The organism is Paracoccus caeni (assembly GCF_016629665.1).
Lineage (GTDB): Bacteria > Pseudomonadota > Alphaproteobacteria > Rhodobacterales > Rhodobacteraceae > Paracoccus > Paracoccus caeni.
On record NZ_JAEPRQ010000002.1, the window covers coordinates 1 to 21,751 of the forward strand.

At 61.7% G+C, this 21,751-nt stretch carries 24 protein-coding genes and 1 pseudogene; 7 read left to right on the forward strand and 18 right to left on the reverse strand.

Annotated features, from left to right (window positions below):
* Positions 1–122 (reverse strand): annotated as a pseudogene (locus tag JJJ17_RS06715) (IS5/IS1182 family transposase); the annotation flags it as partial.
* 128 nt (positions 123–250) lie between these two features.
* Between JJJ17_RS06715 and JJJ17_RS06720 the strand changes: the two are divergent.
* The gene (locus JJJ17_RS06720; protein ID WP_325168780.1) at positions 251–460 is read left to right on the forward strand and encodes a helix-turn-helix domain-containing protein; all 210 of its coding nucleotides are present in this window, start codon (positions 251–253) and stop codon (positions 458–460) included.
* 763 nt (positions 461–1,223) lie between these two features.
* Here JJJ17_RS06720 and JJJ17_RS06725 read toward each other — a convergent pair.
* The 13 genes from JJJ17_RS06725 to JJJ17_RS06785 form a co-directional block, all read right to left on the reverse strand.
* On the reverse strand, positions 1,224–1,988 hold the full coding sequence (locus JJJ17_RS06725; RefSeq protein ID WP_234463969.1) for an ABC transporter ATP-binding protein: 765 nt from the start codon (positions 1,986–1,988) through the stop codon (positions 1,224–1,226).
* On the reverse strand, positions 1,985–2,977 hold the full coding sequence (locus JJJ17_RS06730; protein WP_325168781.1) for a FecCD family ABC transporter permease: 993 nt from the start codon (positions 2,975–2,977) through the stop codon (positions 1,985–1,987). The genes JJJ17_RS06725 and JJJ17_RS06730 overlap by 4 nt, the downstream gene beginning before the upstream one ends.
* A complete protein-coding gene (locus JJJ17_RS06735) occupies positions 2,970–3,998 on the reverse strand; it encodes an iron ABC transporter substrate-binding protein (protein WP_200684865.1) in 1,029 nt (342 codons plus the stop codon). The genes JJJ17_RS06730 and JJJ17_RS06735 overlap by 8 nt, the downstream gene beginning before the upstream one ends.
* A complete protein-coding gene (gene tsaA, locus JJJ17_RS06740; RefSeq protein WP_200684866.1) occupies positions 3,995–4,456 on the reverse strand; it encodes a tRNA (N6-threonylcarbamoyladenosine(37)-N6)-methyltransferase TrmO in 462 nt (153 codons plus the stop codon). The genes JJJ17_RS06735 and tsaA overlap by 4 nt, the downstream gene beginning before the upstream one ends.
* Positions 4,449–4,658, reverse strand: coding sequence for a TOBE domain-containing protein (locus JJJ17_RS06745; protein ID WP_200684867.1), 210 nt, complete (start codon positions 4,656–4,658; stop codon positions 4,449–4,451). The genes tsaA and JJJ17_RS06745 overlap by 8 nt, the downstream gene beginning before the upstream one ends.
* 13 nt (positions 4,659–4,671) lie before the next feature.
* The gene (locus tag JJJ17_RS06750) at positions 4,672–5,184 is read right to left on the reverse strand and encodes a DUF2478 domain-containing protein (RefSeq protein ID WP_200684868.1); all 513 of its coding nucleotides are present in this window, start codon (positions 5,182–5,184) and stop codon (positions 4,672–4,674) included.
* 235 nt (positions 5,185–5,419) lie between these two features.
* Positions 5,420–6,058, reverse strand: coding sequence for a VOC family protein (locus tag JJJ17_RS06755; RefSeq protein WP_200684869.1), 639 nt, complete (start codon positions 6,056–6,058; stop codon positions 5,420–5,422).
* Between the two features lie 174 nt (positions 6,059–6,232).
* The gene (locus tag JJJ17_RS06760; protein ID WP_200684870.1) at positions 6,233–6,742 is read right to left on the reverse strand and encodes a CarD family transcriptional regulator; all 510 of its coding nucleotides are present in this window, start codon (positions 6,740–6,742) and stop codon (positions 6,233–6,235) included.
* 373 nt (positions 6,743–7,115) lie between these two features.
* Complete coding sequence (gene fdxA / locus JJJ17_RS06765) at positions 7,116–7,454, reverse strand: ferredoxin FdxA (protein WP_200684871.1); 339 nt, start codon at positions 7,452–7,454, stop codon at positions 7,116–7,118.
* Between the two features lie 251 nt (positions 7,455–7,705).
* Positions 7,706–7,990, reverse strand: coding sequence for an RNA-binding S4 domain-containing protein (locus JJJ17_RS06770; protein ID WP_200684873.1), 285 nt, complete (start codon positions 7,988–7,990; stop codon positions 7,706–7,708).
* Positions 7,987–8,406 carry an NUDIX hydrolase gene (locus JJJ17_RS06775; RefSeq protein WP_200684875.1) on the reverse strand — a complete coding sequence of 140 codons (420 nt, stop codon included), beginning with the start codon at positions 8,404–8,406 and terminating at the stop codon, positions 7,987–7,989. Before JJJ17_RS06775 ends, JJJ17_RS06770 begins: the two co-directional genes overlap by 4 nt.
* Positions 8,407–8,461: 55 nt before the next feature.
* A complete protein-coding gene (locus JJJ17_RS06780) occupies positions 8,462–11,422 on the reverse strand; it encodes a helicase-related protein (RefSeq protein WP_234463970.1) in 2,961 nt (986 codons plus the stop codon).
* Positions 11,423–11,426: 4 nt separating this feature from the next.
* Positions 11,427–11,894, reverse strand: a complete 468-nt coding sequence (locus JJJ17_RS06785) for a tetratricopeptide repeat protein (protein WP_200684876.1) — start codon at positions 11,892–11,894, stop codon at positions 11,427–11,429.
* 195 nt (positions 11,895–12,089) lie between these two features.
* Here JJJ17_RS06785 and JJJ17_RS06790 point away from each other — a divergent pair, with 195 nt between their 5' ends.
* The 3 genes from JJJ17_RS06790 (at position 12,090) to JJJ17_RS06800 (ending at position 13,834) form a co-directional block, all read left to right on the forward strand.
* Entirely contained in the window at positions 12,090–12,374 is a 285-nt protein-coding gene (locus JJJ17_RS06790; protein ID WP_200684877.1) for an SCP2 sterol-binding domain-containing protein, read from the forward strand.
* Between the two features lie 20 nt (positions 12,375–12,394).
* Entirely contained in the window at positions 12,395–13,336 is a 942-nt protein-coding gene (locus JJJ17_RS06795) for an alpha/beta fold hydrolase (protein ID WP_200684878.1), read from the forward strand.
* Positions 13,337–13,447: 111 nt separating this feature from the next.
* Positions 13,448–13,834 carry a hypothetical protein gene (locus JJJ17_RS06800; RefSeq protein ID WP_200684879.1) on the forward strand — a complete coding sequence of 129 codons (387 nt, stop codon included), beginning with the start codon at positions 13,448–13,450 and terminating at the stop codon, positions 13,832–13,834.
* 6 nt (positions 13,835–13,840) lie between these two features.
* Here the strand turns inward: JJJ17_RS06800 and JJJ17_RS06805 are convergent, their stop codons facing one another.
* Positions 13,841–14,323 (reverse strand): winged helix-turn-helix transcriptional regulator, encoded by a 483-nt coding sequence (locus JJJ17_RS06805; RefSeq protein WP_200684880.1) that lies wholly within the window; start codon positions 14,321–14,323, stop codon positions 13,841–13,843.
* Between the two features lie 75 nt (positions 14,324–14,398).
* Between JJJ17_RS06805 and JJJ17_RS06810 the strand changes: the two genes are divergently transcribed.
* Complete coding sequence (locus JJJ17_RS06810) at positions 14,399–14,959, forward strand: alpha/beta hydrolase (RefSeq protein WP_200684881.1); 561 nt, start codon at positions 14,399–14,401, stop codon at positions 14,957–14,959.
* A gap of 31 nt (positions 14,960–14,990) precedes the next feature.
* Here JJJ17_RS06810 and JJJ17_RS06815 read toward each other — a convergent pair whose 3' ends face one another.
* From JJJ17_RS06815 to JJJ17_RS06825, 3 genes are read right to left on the reverse strand one after another with little or no spacing between them, the layout of a single operon-like run.
* Positions 14,991–15,926 carry a hemolysin family protein gene (locus JJJ17_RS06815; RefSeq protein WP_200684883.1) on the reverse strand — a complete coding sequence of 312 codons (936 nt, stop codon included), beginning with the start codon at positions 15,924–15,926 and terminating at the stop codon, positions 14,991–14,993.
* A complete protein-coding gene (gene ybeY, locus JJJ17_RS06820; RefSeq protein WP_200684885.1) occupies positions 15,926–16,420 on the reverse strand; it encodes an rRNA maturation RNase YbeY in 495 nt (164 codons plus the stop codon). The genes JJJ17_RS06815 and ybeY overlap by 1 nt, the downstream gene beginning before the upstream one ends.
* Entirely contained in the window at positions 16,413–17,489 is a 1,077-nt protein-coding gene (locus JJJ17_RS06825; protein ID WP_200684887.1) for a PhoH family protein, read from the reverse strand. The genes ybeY and JJJ17_RS06825 overlap by 8 nt, the downstream gene beginning before the upstream one ends.
* 306 nt (positions 17,490–17,795) lie before the next feature.
* Here JJJ17_RS06825 and JJJ17_RS06830 point away from each other — a divergent pair, with 306 nt between their 5' ends.
* Together JJJ17_RS06830 and metH are read left to right on the forward strand one after the other, a co-directional pair.
* Positions 17,796–18,836 (forward strand): homocysteine S-methyltransferase family protein, encoded by a 1,041-nt coding sequence (locus JJJ17_RS06830; RefSeq protein WP_200684889.1) that lies wholly within the window; start codon positions 17,796–17,798, stop codon positions 18,834–18,836.
* Complete coding sequence (gene metH / locus JJJ17_RS06835) at positions 18,829–21,549, forward strand: methionine synthase (RefSeq protein WP_200684891.1); 2,721 nt, start codon at positions 18,829–18,831, stop codon at positions 21,547–21,549. Before JJJ17_RS06830 ends, metH begins: the two co-directional genes overlap by 8 nt.
* The last annotated feature ends 202 nt before the right edge of the window (positions 21,550–21,751 follow it).

The window sequence follows — 21,751 nt, forward strand, 5'->3', positions numbered from 1 at the left end:
CCTTTTGCGCCCGCCGCATGATGATGGGCGCGGATCACTGTGCTGTCGGCCATCTGCAGCTTGTCTGGGGCGATCCCAGCGTGGTTCAGCGCATCCAGGATATCCTCCCACAGTCCCGCCAGCCGTGCCAGCAACCCCTCCCAAGAAACCGCAAAACTATGACTATAGTTAATATATACATCTGCACGTCTTCTCCATTAGCTTGGGGATGGAGCGGACAAATGCCAGACTGATCAGAGCCTTCGGGAAGGTGCTGAAACCCAAGCGGCGTGAGGCCGGTCTGTCGCAGGAAGAGCTGGCTTTCCGCACCGAGCTGTCCCCGAGTTACATTTCCCTTCTGGAAACATCAAATCGCCAGCGCACGCTCACCGTCCTGGCAGAGTTGGCCAACTGCCTTGGCGTTGGTCTCCCGGATCTTCTGACCGAGGTGATGGCCGAGGAAGCATCATCGGAGCGCTGACCATAGACCTCTCGCCCCCCTTCCTGAGCTCTTCGTTGAAGAAATGGCAAAGTAATCTTGCAGAACGGTCGATCTTAGCGATGTTGCCGCCCCCCGGCCCCCCAAAAAAAATAGATGCAGCAAATTCGCTCACAACGCTGACGAGATGCAGAACTGGCTTGTCGCTGCGGCTCCCAAATAGCAGGCGGCGACAAGCCAGTTCTTTGCGCAGCAAAGTGTAAATTATGCTAGAGGAACTTGCCTTTTCCCTTAAAATGTTTATAAATGCGAGGCAATCAATCGCCAGAACTCCATACATTTGTTTTTATTTTCAATATGTTATAGAATTTTTACAAAAAAATATTCCATACTACCGTTCTAGGTCGGAACGAGCCGAACTTTGTAAAACTTCTTGAGCTAAGGCGTTTCAATGCGACGCCTTTTCTTTTTGCCAATCATCCTAAGTTCTGCACCCGTCGACGACGGGATGGTAAGATGATGAATTGTCTAATTATCGTCCGAAACCCATCTGCGGTCTGCTGGTCGAGATTCGCTGACCGGGAACGCATACCGTCTCTCGTCCGCACCGCTATGGGTCTACCTCTGCAAGCGTGGACATGATGGATCTCGCCTAAGCGTTGCCCGACAAAATGCGTGAGGTCGCAGGCAGAGGCTCCGCGATTTTACATAGTTTCCGATTGAAATTTCGATTCCACGACCCTTATCTATTTTGTTAGATTACTTGTTTAGTTCATTGATATAAAATAATTATGCTGCATAAATGTTAGGAAAAATGCAGCCGCCCGTCCGTGCTGCGCTCTCGCCGCACCGGGATGCCGTAGAGCCGCGACAGGTTTTCCGCCGTCAGGATCTCTTGGGCACTTCCCGACGCAATCACGCCCGAGCGGTTGAGCAACAAGGCATCATCGGCCAGCGCTGCGGCCTGATCGGGGTCGTGGCTGGAGAGGATGATCGCGGTGCCCGCCACAGCAAGCTGCCGGATCGCGTTGGCCACCTGAACGCGGTTGGCAAAATCGAGGCTGGCGGTCGGTTCGTCCATGATCAGAACGCCCGCCTCTTGTGCCAAGGCCCGCGCGATCAGGACAAGCTGCCGTTGACCGCCCGAAAGCCGGGTAATCTCGGTCTGTGCGAGATCGGCGATGCCGAGCCGCGACAGCGCGATCATCGCTTGCTGATGCTCGACCGGGCCGGGGCGTGAGAATGGGCCAAGCAGAGCCGCGGCCCCCATCAGCACGATATCCAAAGCCGTAAAGGCGAAAGGGGTCGTCAGCGATTGCGGCACATGGGCAAGGCGAGTGGCGATCTGGACACGCGACAGCCGTGACAACGGGTCATCGCCCAGCATGATCCTGCCGCTTATCGGGGGGATCAGGCCCAGCAATGTGCGAAACAGCGTCGTCTTGCCCGCGCCATTGGGGCCGAGGAGGCAAAGCACCCTGCCCGGCTCTAGCCGCAGGTCGATGCCTTGGAACAGCGCTTTGCCGCCATGGCCGATGGCAAGGTCGGATGCAGATAGCAGTGGGGTCATTCGCTCCATGATTTCGCCCCTCTCGCCAGCAGAAAGACGAAGATCGGCGCGCCCAGAACGGCGGTCAGGATGCCCAGCGGCACCTCTATCGTGGCGATGCTGCGGGCGCTGGTATCGACCAGCACCATGAAACCCGCGCCGATCAGGATCGAGGCGGGCAGCAGCCGGTCAAAGCGCGGGCCGGTCAACAGCCGCGCCATATGCGGGACCATCAGTCCGATCCAGCCGATCACCCCCGCCATCGACACCGCCGCCGCCGTCATCAGCGTGGCACAGGCGATGACCAGCAGCCGCAGCCGGGTGGCATCGATGCCCATGGCGCGCGCCTCGTCATCGCCCATCGCCAACAGCCCGATCCGCCAGCGCAGCGCGATCAGCGGCGCAAGCCCGATCAGCAAGGCGGGCAAGGCCGCGCCGATATCGGGGCGCTTGATCCCGGCAAGGCTGCCCATCAGCCAAAAGGTGATCGCGGGCAATTGCTGGTCGGGATCGGCCAGCAGCTTCACCAGCGATATCCCCGCCCCTGCCAGCGCACCGATGGCAATCCCGCAGAGGACCATCACCAGCACCTGCCCGGTCCCTCGCAGCGCCAGCGTCAGGCCAAGGACGATCGCCACCGTCGTCAACCCGGTCACGAAGCCCAGTATCTGGATCGCCATCACCGGCAGGCCAAGCAGGATACCCAGAACCGCACCGAATCCCGCCCCCGCCGAGACGCCCAGAATATCGGGCGAGACCAGCGGATTGCGAAACACCGTCTGATAGGCCGCCCCTGCCGCCGCCAGTGCTGCGCCGACCACCGCCGCCGCCAGCACCCGTGGCAGCCGGATATTCCACAGCACCGTCACCGCCTGCGGGTCCGAGCGGTCACCGCCCAGAACCGCGACGATCTGCGACGGCGTCAGCGCATAAGGCCCGATCATCGCCCCGATCATCAGCGTGGCGATCAGGGCCAGTGCAAGCAGCCATGACAGCCTGCGCTCAGTCACCCAACAGCGCCGTCAGCGCGGCATCATCGGGGCGAAGGCCGTAGAAAAGCTCATAGAAATCCGCGATTTCGGTCCGCATGTCACCACTGGCCGCATCCGGGTAAAGTGTGTGGGTCAGCCAGATCACGCCCGTCAGCCGGTTGACCGAGGGCGGCGCGTCGATGAAGCCGAAAGGCGTCGATGGCGCCAGATAGACCCGGCCATTCGCGACCGCCGGAATGCCCTGCCATTCCGGCATCGCGCCGACATTGGCGGCAAAGTCCCGGTCGATGGTGACGATCACGTCAGGCGCCCATGCCTGCACCTGTTCGGGCGAGACATTGGCTAGCCCATCGCTATCCGATGTCACCACATTTACCGCGCCGACCCGGGTAATGACCTCGGCATTGATCGAGGACGGGCCAGCAGTCTCGATCCCCTCTGGCCCGCGGGCAAGATAGACCTTTGGCCGCGCATCCTTAGGGATATCTGCCAGCAGCATATCAAGATCGGCCAGCGTCTTTTCAGCGTAACTTGCCAGCGCCTCGCCACGCTCGGGCACGTTCAGCACATCGGCCATCTGCCGGATCGATTGCGGCATCGCTGCGAAACTGCCGTCGATCAGGACATAGGGCACGCCCGCCTGTTCCTGTATCCGCCCTGCAAGGTCGATATAGGTGGCATTGATGGTGCCGTAATCGACGATCAGATCGGGGCCGGTGGACAGCAGAACCTCAAGGTTCACCGTATCTCCACGCCCGGTCAGGCGACCCAGTTCGGGAAGATCGTGCGTCTCGGGCAGCAGATAGGGGCGGTCGGCAGGCTTCACCGGACGAACCCAGCCGACCATCGCCTCGGGTTTCAGCGTATAAAGCAGGGTGGCGGCGGGGGGACCGGCGGCAAAGACCTTGGCCGGGTTCGCGGGCACCTGCACCTCGCGGCCGGTGGCGTCGGTGATGGTCTTGCCATCGAAGGCCAGCGCGGGGATCGCCGCTATTGCAAGGGCTAGACCGGCAAAGATGTAGCGGGGAAATTGCATCATGGAAGCGCTCCGAATTCTGCCTTGATGTCAAGAAGCGGGGTGCCGTCCAGACAGTCCAGCCCGCGCACCGTCAGCACCGGACCATCGACCGCCAGCAGCCGCACCACCGATGAGGCGATAGGATTGGGACGCACCGGTGAACGCAGCGAAAAGGTGCCCGTGGCGCTGTCGCCGAATTTCGGGTTCTGCAACACCAGATCGCGCCGCGCCCGATCCATCCAGTAGAGGATCTGCAACCGCTCTCGTGCCTCAACCCCGGTCAGGCCAGGCGCCCACGGCTCGAAAAGCTCGATCCGGCAATCCGGGCCGTTCTCGGCGTCGCCGCGATGCGGGCAATCTTTGCGCTGCGTCCAGGGCGTGCGGATACGCCCAATGAACCACAATTGCGCGTCGAAACGCTGAGGGGTCTGCACGGCCAGTTCATGCGGACGCAGAGCATCCGCAGCGGCGTCATTCATCCACGCCCACCATCACGTCCGACGCCTTGATGACGGCCGAGGCGCGGCTGCCCACCGCCAGACCAAGCTCTTTCACCGCGTCATTGGTGATCGCGGCGGTGACGATGCTGCCGCCCAGATCGATGCGGACATGGCTGGTCACGGCGCCCGTGACGATCTCGACCACGGTGCCGGGCAGGACATTTCTTGCGCTGAGTTTCATCGGTGTTCTCCTCTTACGCCGCCGCGTCGGCCAAGGCCGCGCGCAGCCATTCCAGTATCGCATCCTCATCGGCGGGCATCGCTTCGGCCTTACCGCCGGCGAAGGTCAGAAACGCCTGACGCCATTCGGGCGACACGCCGACCAGCACCGGCAGACCGCGTTCGCAGGCCTCGCCAATCGCATTCACCAGACCGCGCCCGGCAGCCTCTTGCTTGCCGAATTTGTTGACCACCAGCGCTTGCGCGGCAGGCAGGCGCTGATGGACGACCATCACCGCCGCCTCTAGCGCCTCGGCATTCAGCCGACAGCCGGTCATGCCCGGTTGCAGATCGAAACTGATGCTGCGCCGCTCGAAATCCGGCAGCAGGCCAAGGATGATGTTGCACTTTTCGGGCGGGCTGTCGGCATCCACCGGCTGCACCGTCCCGGCAAGGGCGATGCCCAAGGCCCCTGCCCTTGCCGCCACCGCACTCAGCACGGCATCGGTTTTATGCTCTTCGTCAGAGCAGACATAGCGGATATCCATCAGCGCCTCCTGCGATCTGCGGTCGATATGGATTGTGGAACACATCGTGCAGCACTGGCAAGCGCCGCAATCGGCATTCTCGCCCGGATCGGCAAAAAGACTTTCAATGATTGCGCGCTATTTGAATCCGGTCCCGTTTCGATAGTTTAGCATCTTTCACCCCACAGTTGATGGTGCGGAAGCCTTTCTTTGGAATGAATGGATTCCGCACCCGACACAGAACGCGACCGAAGGGTCAGTTCACCCGAAACTCAACGAAAGAAATGACATTGCCATCGGGATCGCGGACATGGAAATCGGTGCCAGCCCACGGCTGGATCGTCAGCTTTTGCGCGATCTCGGCCCCGCGTTCCGTCAGGTCCTGGAATATCGCCTTCACATCAGAAACTTCGATGGTTGCCACGATCAGCGACAACTCACGCGCCGCCAGTTCGGCGAAATTGGGTTGACCGACGAAGCGCAGATGCAGACAGGCGCTGTCGCGGCTGACAGAGCCGTAATAGGCAGGCTCGCCGTAAAGGAAATCGATCTCGAACCCCAAGGCGTCGCTGTAATACTGCGCGGCACGCGGGACGTCGCTGACGAAAAGGATGGGGATCGCGGGCGACAGGTGCGCGGTAGCGTCGGTATCCTGCGGATTGGCCGGGACAGGATCGGCGTGGGCCTTCAGATCGGCCCAGTTGCGGAAACCGGCCTCGATCGCGACGATCTCTTGCGCCTGCATCAGCGTCAGCGGCGCGTTCAGGATTTCCTGATCGGTCAGGTCGCGAAAGCGCGGCAGCAGCCGGACCTTTTCGCCGATCGAGGTATTGCCATCGCGATGCCAGCGGCACAGCAGCTTGGCGCGTTTCTGATGGGTCTGGATAGTGGGCATGATCTCTCCACATGCTGAAAGTCAGCGGGCGGGCCTTGCCCTTCCGGCCGAATGCCGATGTACCCCGAGAGAACGCCGCGATATTGCATCGCAGCACATGATGCTGTCAACGGCGCGGAAACGAAAAAGACGCCCGCAAAGGGGCGTCTTTTGCTGTCGGCCAATACCTGAGGTTCAGGCGGCGCGCGAGGTCAGCACCTCTTCCACGCGCTTCTGCGCGGCGCCTTCGTCAAGGCCTTTCACGGCGGCGACTTCGCGGGTCAGACGGTCCAGCGCAGCTTCATAAAGCTGACGCTCGGAATAGGACTGCTCGCGCTGGTCGTCATTGCGGTGCAGGTCGCGCACCACTTCGGCGATCGACATCAGATCGCCCGAATTGATCTTCTGGTCATATTCCTGCGCCCGGCGCGACCACATCGCACGCTTGACGCGGGCCTTGCCCTTCAGCGTCTCAAGCGCGCGTTCGATCAGGTCCGGGGTGGACAGGCCGCGCATGCCGATTTCCGAGGCGCGGGCAGTGGGAACACGAAGGGTCATCTTGTCCTTTTCGAACGAGATGACGAACATTTCCAGACGCAGCCCCGCGACTTCCTGCTCTTCAATCGACACGATCCGGCCAACACCGTGGGCCGGATAGACGACGAAATCATCGGGGCGAAACTCGTTCTTTTTGGTTTTCGACATCGGGCTTCCTCTAGGTGGCGTCCTTGGCTTAAGGACACAAAAAACCGCTAGCGGCGAAAGCCGCCCCGGTTCGTGTTAATCATGTTTTATTGCCCAGTTCCTGCAGAGGAGATGGGGTATTCGGCAGCAGCAACGCATTCGAAAATGGTCCGTTTTTCAGCAGACCACGGTCCGAATGCGAATGTGTCGAATATATAGCATAAAAACGACCTCAAAAAAAGGTCGGCGACGCGAGCGTCAATTTGGGCGAAATTTCAAGTTATATTGTTTTAAATCAACACGTTAAGAAAATTTCCTCAAGGCAATCCGAAAAACAATCCCGCGAATCGCCCCTATTTTCTTGCGACAATCAACCCGCCTCGTCCGGGGCGGATCAATCGCCCTCGCCCGGCGCTTCCGAGAAGTATTTCTCCAGCTTGCCTTCGGTGCCGTCCAGTTCGGCGGCGGTTGGCATCGGATCTTTCTTCTGGGTAATGACCGGCCAGAGTTCGGAATATTTCCGGTTGAATTCAACCCAGTCTTCCATGTTCGGCTCGGTATCCGGGCGGATCGCATCGGCGGGGCATTCCGGTTCGCAGACGCCGCAATCGATGCATTCGTCAGGATGGATGACCAGCGTGTTTTCACCCTCGTAGAAACAATCGACGGGGCAGACCTCGACGCAATCGGTGTATTTGCACATGATGCAATTATCAGTGACGACGTAGGTCATTCCGGGCTCCAGTTCCTTCCGCGGCGACAGTTACGCCCGGTCTAACAATCATTCAAGGCCAGTGTGACGGAAAAGACGGCAATTTCGGGCAAGTGAAGCCGGAGAAGATGTTGTTCGTCGGCAGGCGGATCGAAGCGAATTTCAATCCGCTTGTTCAGGGTCCGGGCAGCAGATGTGCGGCGGATTTTTCACAACCCGAACCGCGCGGCAGCAAGGGAACGAGGCCGGGCAACCCTGGCCCGATAAAACGCTCAGCCCTGCTCGGGTTCGTCCTCGTTCAGATCCTGATAAAGACCTTGGGCTTCCGGTGCGGGTCCGCGCCGTGTCCCAAGTTCCAGAACCCGCAGCGCCCGCACGCGCCCATGGGCCGAAATCACCAGTTCATCCCCTGCCCGCACCACATGACCGGGCTTACGGCAGGGCTGTCCATTCAGACGCACGCCGCCGCCTTCGATTCGCTCCGAGGCAAGCCCGCGAGACTTGAACAGGCGCGCGTGAAACAGCCATTTGTCTAGACGCAGCGTGTCGTCACTCATGCGGAAACCTCGTGCGTCAACCTGCGGACAAGGGGCAGGACATGGTTCAGGCTCAGCGGCGCGCAAGGAAAGGTGGGGGCCTGTCCGACCGGATGCCACAATGCCTCTTCGATCTCGGCTTGCGGGGTGATCTGGGGATCGGCGAAGGCGGTGAACAGATCGGCGGTCACGATCATCCCGTCCTCATTCGCGGCATGGTCCGAGAAGATGCCCCGGTGACGCAACAGATCCGGTGCAAGCTCCAGCGCCAGTTCTTCACGCAATTCGCGGATCAGCGCCTCAATCGGGGTTTCGCCGGCATCGATCTTGCCGCCCGGCTGCATGAAAAAGGCTGTGCCGCGTTTGCGGACCATGAGCATGCGCCGCCCCTGCCGGTCAAGGATTGCGGCGGCGGCGATGCGGATTTCGGCGCTCATGCCGGAACGGTCAGCGCCGGGGATCGCCCCCCGGCGCAATGCTTGGCTAAAGCCACTATTTGCGGTCCTTCAGCGTCGCAAGGATCGCGAAGGGGCTGTCGGGATCGGCCTTCTTTTCGGGACGCGACGAGAAGGTTTTCGGGCTGTGCGACTGCTGCGGCTTGCCGCCCTTTTTCGGGCCACCCTTACCGCGCGGCTTGCCACCGCCAAAGCCACCCTCGCGCTTTTCGCGATTGCCCTGCGGACGTTCGCCATCGGCACGAGCCTCGCGGGGTGCACCTTCACGGGAACCACCCTCGCGCGCACCGCCTTCGCGCCGCTGCTGGTTTCCACCGCCACGACGGCCCTGCCCTTCGCCCTGCGGACGACGGTTGCCACGCGGCTTCGGTGCCCAGCGGAAGGTGTAGAAGACTTCCATCTCCTGCTCGACCGGGGCTGCGTCCTCCGCCGCAACCTCGGTCTCTTCCACGACTTCGCCCGCTGCTTCCGCAGCTTCGCGTTCCGCACGGCGCTTTTCGGCCTGTTCGGCTTCCCACTTGGCGCGGGTCTCGGCCGCCAGAACGCTTTCCTCTTCGGTCATCGGCGCGTCAGAGCCTTCGCCCTCGGCCACAGGCTCGACCACCGGGGTCTCTGCCGCTTTGACCTTCGGACGCTCGCCCTTTTCGGCGGCATAGCCCAGACCCTGCATCAGCCCAGAGAATTGCTCCAGCGTCATGCCGGTGATCGACAGCATGTCAGGGTTGGCCTCGAAACCGCTGCGGGTGTCCTGCGCGCGCAGCAGATCGGCCAGACGCTCCAGCATGTCGATGCGGATCGCGCGGTCGCCTGCGGGGCGATAGCCCGACAGCGTATAATACCCGTCCGGCACTTCCGGGATATGCGGGATCGTCACCAGACCGGGGGGCGGGCTTTCGGGGAATTCGTCCAGACCCTCGGCCAAGGACCACAGCACCAGCCGCAGCCGGGTCGGCGCGGGTTTCAGCAGCGCGGGCATGAAGATGGTGAACTGGCCAAAGCGGACGCCATGCTTGCGCAGCGCGCCACGGGCGTCCTGATCCAGCTCTTTCACCTCATTGGCGACGGTGTCGCGCGACAGAACGCCAAGCGATTCGACCAGACGGAAGGCGAAACCGCGCGCCAGCCCGGTCAGCGCCTCATCCTTCTGCAAGGTGATCAGCGGCTCGAACAAAGCCGCGACCTTGCGGTCGATGAAATGCTGCAAGCGGCGCTTCACCTTTTCCGAGATCTCGGGACCGGCTTCCTCGTCCACGAAAACCTCGACGCCGGGATGCAGCGCATCCGCGCCCTTGACCAGCTTGCCCACCGCAGCGGTGCCCCACATCAGGCCTCCCTGTTCGGTGAAATCAAGCTCTGTATCGGGCGAGTTGTAGAACCGGTCGGCCCGCAGGCTGAATTCCGGGCGCAGCGCCTCGTAGCTGGCGCGGTTCAGCATCTTCGCCTCATCCGCTGTGGCGGTCTGGTCGGGGCGGAAACGGAACCCTTCAAGACGGCCGGCGAATTCGCCCTCGACCGTCACTTCGCCCTTGTCATTCACTTCAGCCACAAGGCTCTCCTTCTGTTTGAGCCGGCGCAACAATACCGATGTGCGCCGGTCCACAAATCTTTGCGTCAGCGCCGCATGCAATGCGTCTGACAAACGGTCTTCTACAGCGCGGGTTTCGCCACGCCAATGACTTTCGTCCTGAACCCAGCCATTGCGTTGCGCCACATAGGTCCAGGTGCGGATATAGGCCAGCCGTTTCGACAGCGCGTCAATATCGCCCTGCGTCCGGTCGATCCGGTTGACCGCACGCGCCAGCCAGTCCGAGGGAATCGCCCCATCCTGCAAGAAACCGAAGATTCGCGCCAGCAAACTGCTGTGTTCCGCGGGTGAAATCCCGCGAAAGTCGGGAACGCGGCAGACATCCCATAAAAGCCGCACATCCTTGCCGCCCTGCACCCGGTCGCGAATTTCGGGAATGTCGCGCAGCGATTTCAGCACCTGCAAATCATCGGCCTCGCGGCCACGGCCCAGCAATTCGTGCCCCGATGGCGCCTCAAGGCTTTCCACCAGCCGCTCGGTCGTGCCGAATTCAAGTCTGGTATTGCGCCATGTCAGCCGCTGGATCGGCGCGAAGCGGTGGTTTTCGATGGCGTCGATCAGGCCCTCGTCCAACGGCGCGGCCTCACCCGTGACCCCGAAGGTGCCGGATTCAGTGTGCCGCCCTGCCCGGCCCGCGATCTGGCCCATCTCATGCGGAAACAGCGGGCGCACCCGGCGGCCGTCGAATTTATGGGTGGCGCTGAAGGCCACATGGCGGATGTCGAGGTTCAGCCCCATGCCGATGGCATCGGTGGCGACCAGATAATCAACCTCGCCTGCCTGATACATCTCGACCTGCGCGTTCCGCGTGCGCGGGCTGAGCGCGCCCATGACCACGGCGCAACCACCCTTCTGGCGGCGGATCAGCTCGGCCATGGCATAGACATCATCGACGCTGAAGCCGACGATGGCCGAGCGCGCGGGCATCCGGCTGAGCTTTTTCGAGCCGGACCATGAAAGCGCCGAAAACCGCTCTCTCCGCTGGAACTGCACGCCGGGGACCAACGCGGCAATCGCCGGGCGCATGGTGTCGCTGCCCAGAAACAGCGTCTCGTGCAGCCCGCGCATGTTCAGCAGGCGGTCGGTGAAGACATGCCCACGTTCGGGGTCGGCGCAAAGCTGGATTTCGTCGATGGCCACGAAATCCGCGCCGATTTCCGGCATGGCTTCGGTGGTGGCGACCCAATATTGCACCCGTTCGGGGACAATCCGTTCCTCGCCGGTGACCAAGGCCACGACCGAGGGACCGCGCGCCTTGACGATCCGGTCATAGACCTCGCGCGCAAGCAGGCGCAGCGGCAATCCGATGACGCCGGTGCGATGACCCAGCATCCGCTCGATCGCGTAATGGGTTTTGCCGGTATTAGTCGGCCCAAGGATGGCCGTGACCCGGCCCCGTTCCTGAAGTGTCATGCGATCAGATTTCGGTGCCGGAGAGCAGTTTTTCCAGACGGGCGACGCCATCAATCGCCTCGGGCTGGTGCGGATGGATTTTCAGGCTTTCGCGATAGGCGGCCAGCGCGCGGGTGTCATTGCCCGCTTCCTCCAGCATGAAACCCAGTTGCGTCAGCGCCGCGAACTGTCGCGGTTCCAGCCTTAACGCCTCGGCCAGATCGGCAAGCGCCGGGCCGAATTGTCCCATCGAGGCATAGGCGGCGGCGCGCGCCTGCCAGCCTGCCGCAAATTCGGGCGCGTGATCGACCAGCGCCGTCAGATGGCCGATGGCAGCTTCGGAATTGCCCTCATCCAGCGCCTGTTCGCCACGCTGCAACAGCAGGTCCATCGAGGCCGAACCCGATTTCGACCATTCCCGCAGGATATCCGATTCGGCCAACCGCCACCCCTCTCCCTCGGGCTGTTGCAGCCGCTCGAAAAGCGCATCCATGTCGGTCGCCTGCGCATTTGCTGGCGCGGGAAGCGTAAACAGCCCCGCCAAGACGGTCAGAACGCACAAAATCGTCAGAATTCCGGCATGGAGTTCCGTGACGACATTGTGGAATATTGCAGCAAGGACGCGCATATGCGGAATGTAACCAGCCCGCAGGACGGGCGCCAGTCAAAGCGCGATGAGAGGATTGAAATGAGCGATGTTGTGAACGCCGCCGTCGAGAAACTGAGCCAGAAGATCGACAGCTTCGGCTCGACCGCCAAATTCGTGATCGAGGGCGAAGGCGCGATCATGATCGACGAAAACGGCGTGCGCGCCGGTGACGAAGAGGCCGAGGTGACGCTGACCGCCAGCCGCGAAACCTTTGAGGGCATTCTCAGCGGCGACGTGAATCCCGCCACAGCGTTCATGACCGGCAAACTCAGCATCGACGGCTCGATGGGCGTGGCGATGCAACTGGGTCAGGCGCTGTCCTGACCGGACCGGGCCAGCGCGACATGGAACCCGCTCCTTTCCACCAGCTTCCCGGCGATCCGCTTCGCCCGGCAGATGCGTGGTGGCTGACCGCCGAGGACGGGGTCCGGTTGCGCATCGCCCATTGGCGTAGCCAAACCGAACCGCGCGGCAGCGTCCTGCTGCTGCCCGGTCGCACCGAATATGTCGAAAAATATGCAAGGATTGCCCGGACGCTGACCGATGCGGGCTATGATGTGCTGTCGATCGACTGGCGCGGACAGGGCATGTCGGCGCGTTTGCAGGACAATCCGCGCCCCGGCCATGTCCGGGAATTCGCCGATTATCAGCTTGATCTGCTGGAGATGATCGTCGCCGCGACCGAACTTGACCTGCCCCGGCCATGGCATTTGCTGTCGCATTCTATGGGCGGCTGTATCGCACTTGCGGGACTGCATGCCGATCTGCCGGTTCAGAGCGCCGTGTTTTCGGCCCCGATGTGGGGCATCAACCTGCGCCAGATGCCACAGGGCGTGGCGGTCGGGATGGCCTATCTGGCGGGCCGGCTGGGACGTGGCGGCAACGCCGCACCGGGCAGCGGCTCGGCGGGCACCTATCTGCTGGACGAGGCTTTCAGTGCCAACCTTTTAACCCATGACGCCGATCAATGGGCGATCATGCTGCGCGAGGCATCCGCCTGGCCGCATATGACCATCGGCGGCGCAAGTTATAATTGGGTCGGCAAGGCATTGAATGAATGCGTCCGCCTGTCCCGGCTGCCCTCACCCAACATCCCGACGCTGGTCACACTGGGCGATGAAGAGCGGATCGTCTCGACTGCCGCCATCCGCGACCGCCTGACCCGCTGGCCCGAGGCGGAGTTGCTGGAAATGGCAGGTGTGCGGCACGAGGTGATGATGTGTACTCCAGAAAACCGCGCCCGTTTCATCGATGCGGCATTGATGCATTTCGAAGATCACGCGTGAGCGTGCTCAGACCAGCCTAACGCGGAAAATACTGTTACGGGCGTCTGGATTTGCGGGTGTTTCATGACATGCTTACGCCGATGAATGCGGCATGTTGCAAGGGGACGGTTCTTGTCGGCACTGGCAGTTTACATCCTTTCTTTCGGCATAATCTATTTGATCTTATGTGCGCAGCTTTATGGTGTATTCCGCTATTTCCATCCCCGCTGGCGCGAGTCAGCTGACAAGAAAATTATTGACCTAGTGACGCCGTTCCTGATTGCCCTTTGTCTCATGGCGGGAACGACAGTCTGGATTGTGTTCGCAGGTTTATCCGGGCTGGCTTGGGTCTATACCGGAACAAGAGTTCGCAGGCTCGCCACCGACCGCCAGCGCTTTCCGGCAACAGTCACGCTTGGTGTCGCGCCCTATTACTTTGGCTCGGTCAGCCGAACGCTGTTCTTCGATATCTTCACATTCGGTGTAGCGCTGATTTCTGCGCTGATCGTGCTGGTCTAACCTTAATTAACCCGCTGGCGGCGCCACCTGTCGCAACCGCGTCCGCGCGCTGCCTTCGGGGGCATCGCCCCCTTCGCCCAGATGCTCGCGCCGCAGCTCTGCCATCAGCGCCCGCAGAAATCCGTCACCCCCCGCCTCGATAGCCCGCGCCCGTTCGGCAAAACGCGGCGCGACATCCAGATGCGCGGTGCCCCAGTTCGACAGCGCGATCAGCACCGGCAGCAGATCAATCCCCTTCGCAGTCAGGCTGATGATGCTGCGTTGTTTGTGCGTCGGGTCGGGGCTGCGGGTCAGGATGCCCTCGCGCTCCAGCCGCTCCAGACGGTCGGTCAGGATCTTCGGGGTGATCTTTTCCTCTGACCGCCGCAGCAGATCGGTGAAATGTCTCTTGTCGCCGAAAATGATGTCGCGAAGCACGATCAGGCTCCAACGGTCGCCGATCAGTTCCAGCGACATATTTATAGGACAACCGGACCTGTTCGCCGTCATCGCGCATCTCCCTTGACAAACCAATACCATTTAGATACTGGTATATAAAATATATCACAAATCAGGGAGATTACCATGACTGCCACGACGATCCTTTTCATTCAGGGCGCCGGAGAAGGTGCCCATGACGAAGATGCCGCCATCGCCGCCGCTCTGCAATCGGCGCTGCCGGGCGTCAATGTGGCCTTCCCGAAGATCGAAGGGCTTGAGGCGGTTGATTGGGCCAGCACAGCGCCCGCGCTTGAAGCGGCGCTAAAGGCGCTGCCCACGGGCGGGATTGTCGTGGCGCATTCGCTGGGCGGGGCGGCGGTGCTGAAGCTCTTGTCCGAAAGCGGGCAGGATCACGGCATTGCGGCGCTGTTCCTGCTGGCCGTGCCTTACAAACTGGCCGATCACGAATGGGGCGGCGACGATTTCGGTTTTGCCACGGATTTCGCCACACGCCTGCCCCAAGCCGGCCCGATCCGCATGTATCACAGCCGCGACGACGACTTCGTGCCTTTCGAGCATTTGCAGAAATGGGCCGAGAAAATCCCCGCAGCGGTGACCGTGGCGGTCGATGGCTGCGGCCATCAGTTCGGCCCCGACCTGCCGCCCGAAGTCACCGCCGATCTGGCGCGGGCCATCGCCGAATAAGCCCCGGAAGCAGGGGGCCGAGGGTTGCCCCTCAGCCCTCGCCAACCTCTTTCGATTGATCCACGCCACCCCTGTTCGAGGCTGGTTTTGGCGCACGCAGCCGGACCGAGTTGATCCGGTGGCTGTCGGCCGACACGACTTCGTATTCGACGCCCTGCTGATCGGCGATGATCTCGCCGCGCGGCGGAATACGGCCCGCCAGCATGAAGACCAGACCGCCCAGCGTGTCCACATCATCGCTGACATCGCGATCCAGCAGCCGCAGCCCGGTCACGGCCTCGACAACCGAAAGATCGGCGCGGGCCTGAACCAGCCATTGTCCCGGCTTCTCGGTCGTGACGATGGCCGCTTCGGCTTCGTCATGTTCGTCCTCGATCTCGCCGATGACCTGTTCGATCAAATCCTCGATGGTGACCAGACCATCGACCCCGCCATATTCGTCGATGACCAGCGCCATATGGGTGCGTTTCGCCTGCATCTGCTGCAACAGCACCCCGATCGGCATCGAGGGCGGCACATACAGAACCGGCCGCAGCATCGACCGCAGATCGAAATCGCCATCACCATCGCCGCCAAAGCCGTGCTTCAGCGTCAGATCTTTCAGGTGAACCATGCCAAGGGGACCGTCCAGCGAATCCTCATAGACCGGCAGGCGCGAGAAACCGTGTTCGCGAAACAGCCCGACCAGATTTTCCAGAGGCATCGTCACCGGAGCGGCGATCATCTCTGCCTTGGGCACCGCGACATCGTCGATCCGCATCCGGCGCAGGTTCAAAAGGCCCGGCGCGGCTTCGGCGCTTTTCGCCCGTGCCTCTTCCTCGTTATCCGCGCCGGTCAGCGCATCGATGAAACGACCAAGAAAACCACGCGAACTGGGAACGTCCCGGCCTTCCCCCCCGACGCCATCTGCCGCAGAGGCGGCATCGTCACCAAGGGGTTGGTCGGGTAATCGAGACTCGGAGTTCATCACACTTTCTCTTGATAAGGATCGGGAATGTTCAACGCGGACAGGATCGAACGCTCGGCGCTCTCCATGGTTTCCGCGTCGGCGTCGTTCAGGTGATCATAGCCCAGCAGGTGCAGCGTCGCATGGACCAGCAAATGCGTGACATGATCGTCAAAAGGCTTGTCCTGCGCGCGGGCCTCGGCCTCGCAGGTCTCATAGGCGATGGCGATATCGCCAAGCTCTTCCTCATCGGGAAGCTCGGGGCGCGCGCCCGGTTCATGCGGCAGATGTTCGACCGAGGGCCATGACAGCACATTCGTCGCCCGTGGCTTGCCCCGAAAATCGGCGTTCAGCGCGGCGATGCGGGCGTCGTCGCAGCCCATGACCACGACCTCGCCGCCGATATCGTGCCAGCGCAGCGCAGCCGTCACGGCGCGACCCGCCAGCGCTTCAAGCCCGGCTGTCTCCCATCGGTCATCCTCGATGACGCAATCGGTGGATATGTCGTCAGGCATCGCCTCGCATTGCCCGGCGGGGTGCGTATTGTCCGCGCGGTCCCTCTGTTTCACCACGCGCCAAGGCCGCAGCATCTTCGGTGTCATAAGCCTCGATGATGCGGGCCACAAGCGGATGTCGCACGACATCCTTGGCGGTGAAGTAGCTGAAGCTGATTCCCTTGACCCCGTCAAGGATACGCTCGGCATCGACCAGCCCGGAATGGATCCCGCGCGGCAGGTCGATCTGGGTGCGGTCGCCGGTAATCACCATCCGAGACCCCTCGCCCAGACGGGTCAGGAACATCTTCATCTGCATGGTGGTGGCGTTCTGCGCCTCGTCCAGAACGACAAAGCTGTTGGCCAGCGTCCGCCCGCGCATGAAGGCCAGCGGCGCGATCTCGATGCGCTTTTCCTCCATCAGCTTTTGCATCTGCTTGCCCGGAAGAAAGTCGTTCAGCGCGTCGTAAAGCGGCTGCATATAGGGATCGACCTTTTCCTTCATGTCGCCGGGAAGGAAGCCCAGCCGCTCACCCGCCTCGACCGCCGGGCGCGACAGGATGATCTTGTCCACATGACCGCCGATCAGCATCGTCACGCCCACCGCCACCGCCAGATAGGTTTTGCCGGTGCCTGCCGGGCCGATGCCGAAGGCCAGTTCATGTTCGAACAGCGACCGCACATAGGCTTTCTGCGCGTCGGTGCGCGGTTCGACGGATTTCTTGCGGGTGCGAAGTTCGTAATTGCCCGCCGCGAACATCTCGATCTGTTCCGAGGGGCTGATCTCGGTCCCCTGATCGACGCCCATGCGCAGAGCGGCCTCGACCTCGGCCATGCTGACCGGGCGGCCTTGTTCCAGCCGGGCGTAAAGCCCGCGCAGGATCAACGCGGCCTCGGCCTGCGCCTCGGGGGTGCCGACCACGGCAAGCTGGTTGCCCCGTCTCAGGATATGGACGCTCAGCGCCTCTTCGATCCGCGCAAGGTGCCGGTCATTCGCACCGCACAGGTCGATCAGCAGCCTGTTGTCGGGAAATTCCAGCAGGGTTTCGTTGGAAGGCGTCGCAACGGGGGTCGTAGGCGTCAGGCCCAAATTCTTCTCCAGCTTCAGGCATCCGTTTCTTAATGGTGGCCGCCCGAGCGGATTCGCACAAGGGGCGGGACGCAAGGAAAGCGTGGCAAAAATGCCGCAGCGGCGGTCGGATGATCCAATGCCGCCCCGGTCACGGTCTGCCACGTCGTCATCGGTATTTGGACAACGAAGAAGCCGGGCCATGCGCGCAGGCGAGGATGCATTTCGGGATTATCGATCCGGCGCATAATCTTCTGGAAAACTATGAATTTGCGGCGCGGGCAGGTAAAGCGTATGTATCGTGCTCGCCCCCCGAGGAGCCTGCACATGACCGGACTGCCCAAATCACCCGTATTCGCCGCGCTGGAACGCGCTGCCCGTGAACGGATTCTGATCCTCGACGGGGCGATGGGCACGCAGATTCAGGGTCTGGGACTGGGCGAGGATGATTATACCGGCCACGGATCAGGCCATGTCTGCCGTCACCATTCGGACCATCCGCAGCAGGGCAACAACGACCTGCTGATCCTGACGCAGCCCGAGGCGATCGAGCAGATCCACTATAACTATGCCAAGGCTGGCGCGGATATTGTCGAGACCAACACCTTCTCGGCCACGACAATCGCGCAGGCCGATTACGGGCTTCAGCAGGCCGTCTATGATCTGAATGTCGAGGGCGCGCGCGTCGTGCGCCGGGCGCTGGACCGTGCCACAGCCGAAGATGGCAGGCCGCGTTTCGTGGCGGGGGCGATTGGGCCGACCAACCGGACCGCCTCGATCAGCCCTGATGTGAACGATCCCGGCTACCGCGCGGTCACCTTTGACGATCTGCGCAAAGCCTATCTGCAACAGGCGACCGGCTTGATCGAGGGTGGCGCGGATATCCTGCTGATCGAGACGATCTTTGACACGCTGAACGCCAAGGCCGCGATCTTTGCCTGTATTCAGGCGATGAAGGCACATGGCCGGGAACTGCCGCTGATGATTTCCGGCACGATCACCGATGCCTCTGGGCGGACGCTGTCGGGGCAGACGCCCACCGCCTTCTGGCATTCGGTTCGCCATGCAAAACCCTTTACCATCGGGCTGAACTGCGCGCTTGGTGCCTCGGCCATGCGTCCGCATCTGGCCGAGCTTTCGGGCGTGTCCGAGACGCTGATCTGCGCCTATCCGAATGCCGGCCTGCCGAATGCCTTCGGCCAATATGACGAAGGCCCGAACGACACCGCCGTTCAGGTCGAGGAATTCGCCCGCGAGGGGCTGGTCAATGTCGTCGGCGGCTGCTGCGGCACCACGCCCGATCATATCCGCGCCATCGCCGATGCGGTGGCCAAATACAGCCCGCGAAAGGTGCCTGAATATGCCTGAACGCCAGCTTCGCCTGTCCGGGCTAGAGCCTTTTATCCTGACCCCCGACATTCCTTTCGTGAATGTCGGCGAACGGACGAACGTGACCGGCTCTGCCCGGTTTCGCAAGCTGGTCACCAATCGCGACTATGCCGCCGCCCTCGAGGTCGCCCGCGATCAGGTCGAAAACGGCGCGCAGATCATCGACATCAACATGGATGAGGGGCTGATCGATTCAAAGGCCGCGATGGTCGAGTTCCTGAATCTCGTCGCCGCCGAACCCGATATCGCCCGCGTTCCGGTGATGATCGACAGCTCTAAATGGGAGGTGATCGAGGCCGGGCTGCAATGCGTTCAGGGCAAGCCGGTCGTCAACTCGATCAGCATGAAAGAGGGCGAGGAACAGTTCCGCCATCATGCCGAGCTGTGTCTGGCCTATGGCGCGGCGGTCGTGGTCATGGCCTTCGACGAACAGGGTCAGGCCGATACCTGCGCCCGCAAGATCGAGATTTGCACCCGCGCCTACAAGATCCTGACCGAGGAAGTCGGCTTCCCGCCCGAGGATATCATCTTCGACCCCAACATCTTCGCCGTGGCAACCGGGATCGAGGAACACAACAATTACGGCGTCGATTTCATCGAGGCGACCCGCTGGATCCGTCAGAACCTGCCCTATTGCCATATCTCGGGCGGGGTCTCGAACCTGTCGTTCAGCTTTCGCGGCAATGAACCCGTGCGCGAGGCGATGCATGCCGTCTTCCTTTACCACGCCATTCAGGCGGGGATGGATATGGGCATCGTCAATGCCGGGCAGTTGGCCGTCTATGACCAGATCGACCCGGATCTGCGCGAAGCCTGCGAAGATGTGGTCCTGAACCGCCGTGAAGACGCGACCGAGCGGTTGCTGGAGATCGCCGAACGCTTCAAGGGCGATGGCGGCACCAAGGCGCGCGAGAAGGATCTGAGCTGGCGGGAATGGACCGTCGCGAAGCGGCTGGAACATGCGCTGGTCAACGGCATCACCGAATATATCGAGGCCGATACCGAGGAAGCACGGCTTCAGGCCGAACGTCCGCTGCATGTGATCGAAGGCCCGCTGATGGCCGGGATGAACGTGGTCGGCGATCTGTTCGGCGCGGGCAAGATGTTCCTGCCGCAGGTGGTGAAATCTGCCCGGGTGATGAAACAGGCCGTGGCGGTGCTGCTGCCCTATATGGAAGAGGAAAAGGCCGCGAATGGCGGCTCGGACCGGCAAAGCGCCGGGAAAATCCTGATGGCGACGGTCAAGGGCGACGTTCACGACATCGGCAAGAACATCGTTGGCGTCGTGCTGGCCTGCAACAATTACGAGGTGATCGATCTGGGGGTGATGGTGCCCGCGCAGAAGATCCTCGAAGTCGCGCGTGAGGAAAAGGTCGATGTGATCGGCCTTTCGGGCCTGATCACCCCGTCGCTGGACGAAATGGTCCATGTCGCAACCGAGATGGAGCGGGAAGGCTTCCACCTGCCGCTGCTGATCGGCGGCGCCACCACCTCTCGCATCCATACCGCGGTCAAGATCGCGCCGCGTTATCATCAGGGTCAGGCGGTCTATGTGACCGATGCCAGCCGCGCGGTCGGCGTGGTCTCGTCGCTGCTCAGCCCGACGCAGCAGGCGGCCTATATCGACAATATCCGCGCCGAATATGTCGATGTCGCCGAAAAGCACGAACGCGCCGAGGCCGCCAAGCAACGCCTGCCGCTGGCTGCGGCGCGGGCCAATGCGCTTAAGGTTGACTGGACCGGCTACCGGGTGAATGCGCCGCAATTCCTTGGCAGCCGCGTGATCGAGGACTGGGATCTGGCCGAGATCGCCCGATATATCGACTGGACCCCGTTCTTCCAGACATGGGAGCTGAAGGGCGTCTATCCCCGCATCCTTGACGATGAAAAACAGGGCGAGGCCGCCCGGTCGTTGTTCAACGAAGCCCAGGAAATGCTGGCCCGGATCATCGAGGGCAAATGGTTCCGCCCGCGCGCCGTGGTGGGCTTCTGGCCCGCGAATACGGTGGGCGACGATGTGCGGCTTTATACCGGCGAGGACCGGGCCGAGCATCTGGCGACCTTCCACATGCTGCGCCAACAGGTGACGAAACGCGGCGACCGCCCGAATGTCTGCCTGTCGGATTTCGTGGCCCCCGAGGGCGTCACCCCGGATTATGTCGGCGGCTTCGTCGTGACCGCTGGTCCCGAGGAAAACGAAATCTCCGCCCGGTTCGAGCGTGCGAATGACGATTATTCCTCGATCATGGTCAAGGCTCTGGCCGACCGCATCGCCGAGGCCATGGCCGAGATGCTGCACGAACGGGTCCGCAAGGATCTGTGGGGCTACGGTGCCGACGAGACCTTCGAACCGCAGGAACTGATCGGCGAGCCATATCGCGGCATCCGCCCTGCCCCCGGCTATCCGGCGCAACCGGATCACACGGAAAAGCTGACCTTGTTCAAGCTGCTTGATGCAGAGGCCACGACTGGCGTGACGCTGACCGAAAGCATGGCGATGTGGCCCGGCTCATCGGTCTCGGGCATCTATATCGGCCATCCCGACGCCTATTATTTCGGCGTCGCCAAGGTCGAGGAAGATCAGGCCCGCGACTATGCCGCCCGCAAGGGTATGTCGCTTGAGGAAACCGAGCGCTGGCTGGCCCCGATCCTGAACTACACCCGCAAGGAACCGGCCTCGGACGCCGCATGAGACTTTATCAAGCACGATATGTTGCCTAGTTCGGCGAGGGGCGCGGCTCCACTTTCGAAAATTTAGTTCAATTAAATTAATTGGATCTCAAGATTCTGTTGTTTCCTCGCATCCGCTATTTTGGTGCGTTCACCTGTGAAATCGGAAAAATTAATATAAATTGCCTGAATCACCAAACCGTGAGAGAATTTTCTTTGGTAAT

Excerpts from the sequence above, each read along its gene's own strand:
- JJJ17_RS06725 (WP_234463969.1), bottom strand. The coding sequence starts at position 1,988 with ATGACCCCACTGCTATCTGCATCCGACCTTGCCATCGGCCATGGCGGC.
- JJJ17_RS06735 (WP_200684865.1), bottom strand. The coding sequence starts at position 3,998 with ATGATGCAATTTCCCCGCTACATCTTTGCCGGTCTAGCCCTTGCAATA.
- tsaA (WP_200684866.1), bottom strand. The coding sequence starts at position 4,456 with ATGAATGACGCCGCTGCGGATGCTCTGCGTCCGCATGAACTGGCCGTG.
- JJJ17_RS06745 (WP_200684867.1), bottom strand. The coding sequence starts at position 4,658 with ATGAAACTCAGCGCAAGAAATGTCCTGCCCGGCACCGTGGTCGAGATC.
- JJJ17_RS06750 (WP_200684868.1), bottom strand. The coding sequence starts at position 5,184 with ATGGATATCCGCTATGTCTGCTCTGACGAAGAGCATAAAACCGATGCC.
- JJJ17_RS06755 (WP_200684869.1), bottom strand. The coding sequence starts at position 6,058 with ATGCCCACTATCCAGACCCATCAGAAACGCGCCAAGCTGCTGTGCCGC.
- JJJ17_RS06760 (WP_200684870.1), bottom strand. The coding sequence starts at position 6,742 with ATGTCGAAAACCAAAAAGAACGAGTTTCGCCCCGATGATTTCGTCGTC.
- fdxA (WP_200684871.1), bottom strand. The coding sequence starts at position 7,454 with ATGACCTACGTCGTCACTGATAATTGCATCATGTGCAAATACACCGAT.
- JJJ17_RS06770 (WP_200684873.1), bottom strand. The coding sequence starts at position 7,990 with ATGAGTGACGACACGCTGCGTCTAGACAAATGGCTGTTTCACGCGCGC.
- JJJ17_RS06775 (WP_200684875.1), bottom strand. The coding sequence starts at position 8,406 with ATGAGCGCCGAAATCCGCATCGCCGCCGCCGCAATCCTTGACCGGCAG.
- JJJ17_RS06780 (WP_234463970.1), bottom strand. The coding sequence starts at position 11,422 with ATGACACTTCAGGAACGGGGCCGGGTCACGGCCATCCTTGGGCCGACT.
- JJJ17_RS06785 (WP_200684876.1), bottom strand. The coding sequence starts at position 11,894 with ATGGATGCGCTTTTCGAGCGGCTGCAACAGCCCGAGGGAGAGGGGTGG.
- JJJ17_RS06790 (WP_200684877.1), top strand. The coding sequence starts at position 12,090 with ATGAGCGATGTTGTGAACGCCGCCGTCGAGAAACTGAGCCAGAAGATC.
- JJJ17_RS06795 (WP_200684878.1), top strand. The coding sequence starts at position 12,395 with ATGGAACCCGCTCCTTTCCACCAGCTTCCCGGCGATCCGCTTCGCCCG.
- JJJ17_RS06805 (WP_200684880.1), bottom strand. The coding sequence starts at position 14,323 with ATGACGGCGAACAGGTCCGGTTGTCCTATAAATATGTCGCTGGAACTG.
- JJJ17_RS06810 (WP_200684881.1), top strand. The coding sequence starts at position 14,399 with ATGACTGCCACGACGATCCTTTTCATTCAGGGCGCCGGAGAAGGTGCC.
- JJJ17_RS06815 (WP_200684883.1), bottom strand. The coding sequence starts at position 15,926 with ATGAACTCCGAGTCTCGATTACCCGACCAACCCCTTGGTGACGATGCC.
- ybeY (WP_200684885.1), bottom strand. The coding sequence starts at position 16,420 with ATGCCTGACGACATATCCACCGATTGCGTCATCGAGGATGACCGATGG.
- JJJ17_RS06830 (WP_200684889.1), top strand. The coding sequence starts at position 17,796 with ATGACCGGACTGCCCAAATCACCCGTATTCGCCGCGCTGGAACGCGCT.
- metH (WP_200684891.1), top strand. The coding sequence starts at position 18,829 with ATGCCTGAACGCCAGCTTCGCCTGTCCGGGCTAGAGCCTTTTATCCTG.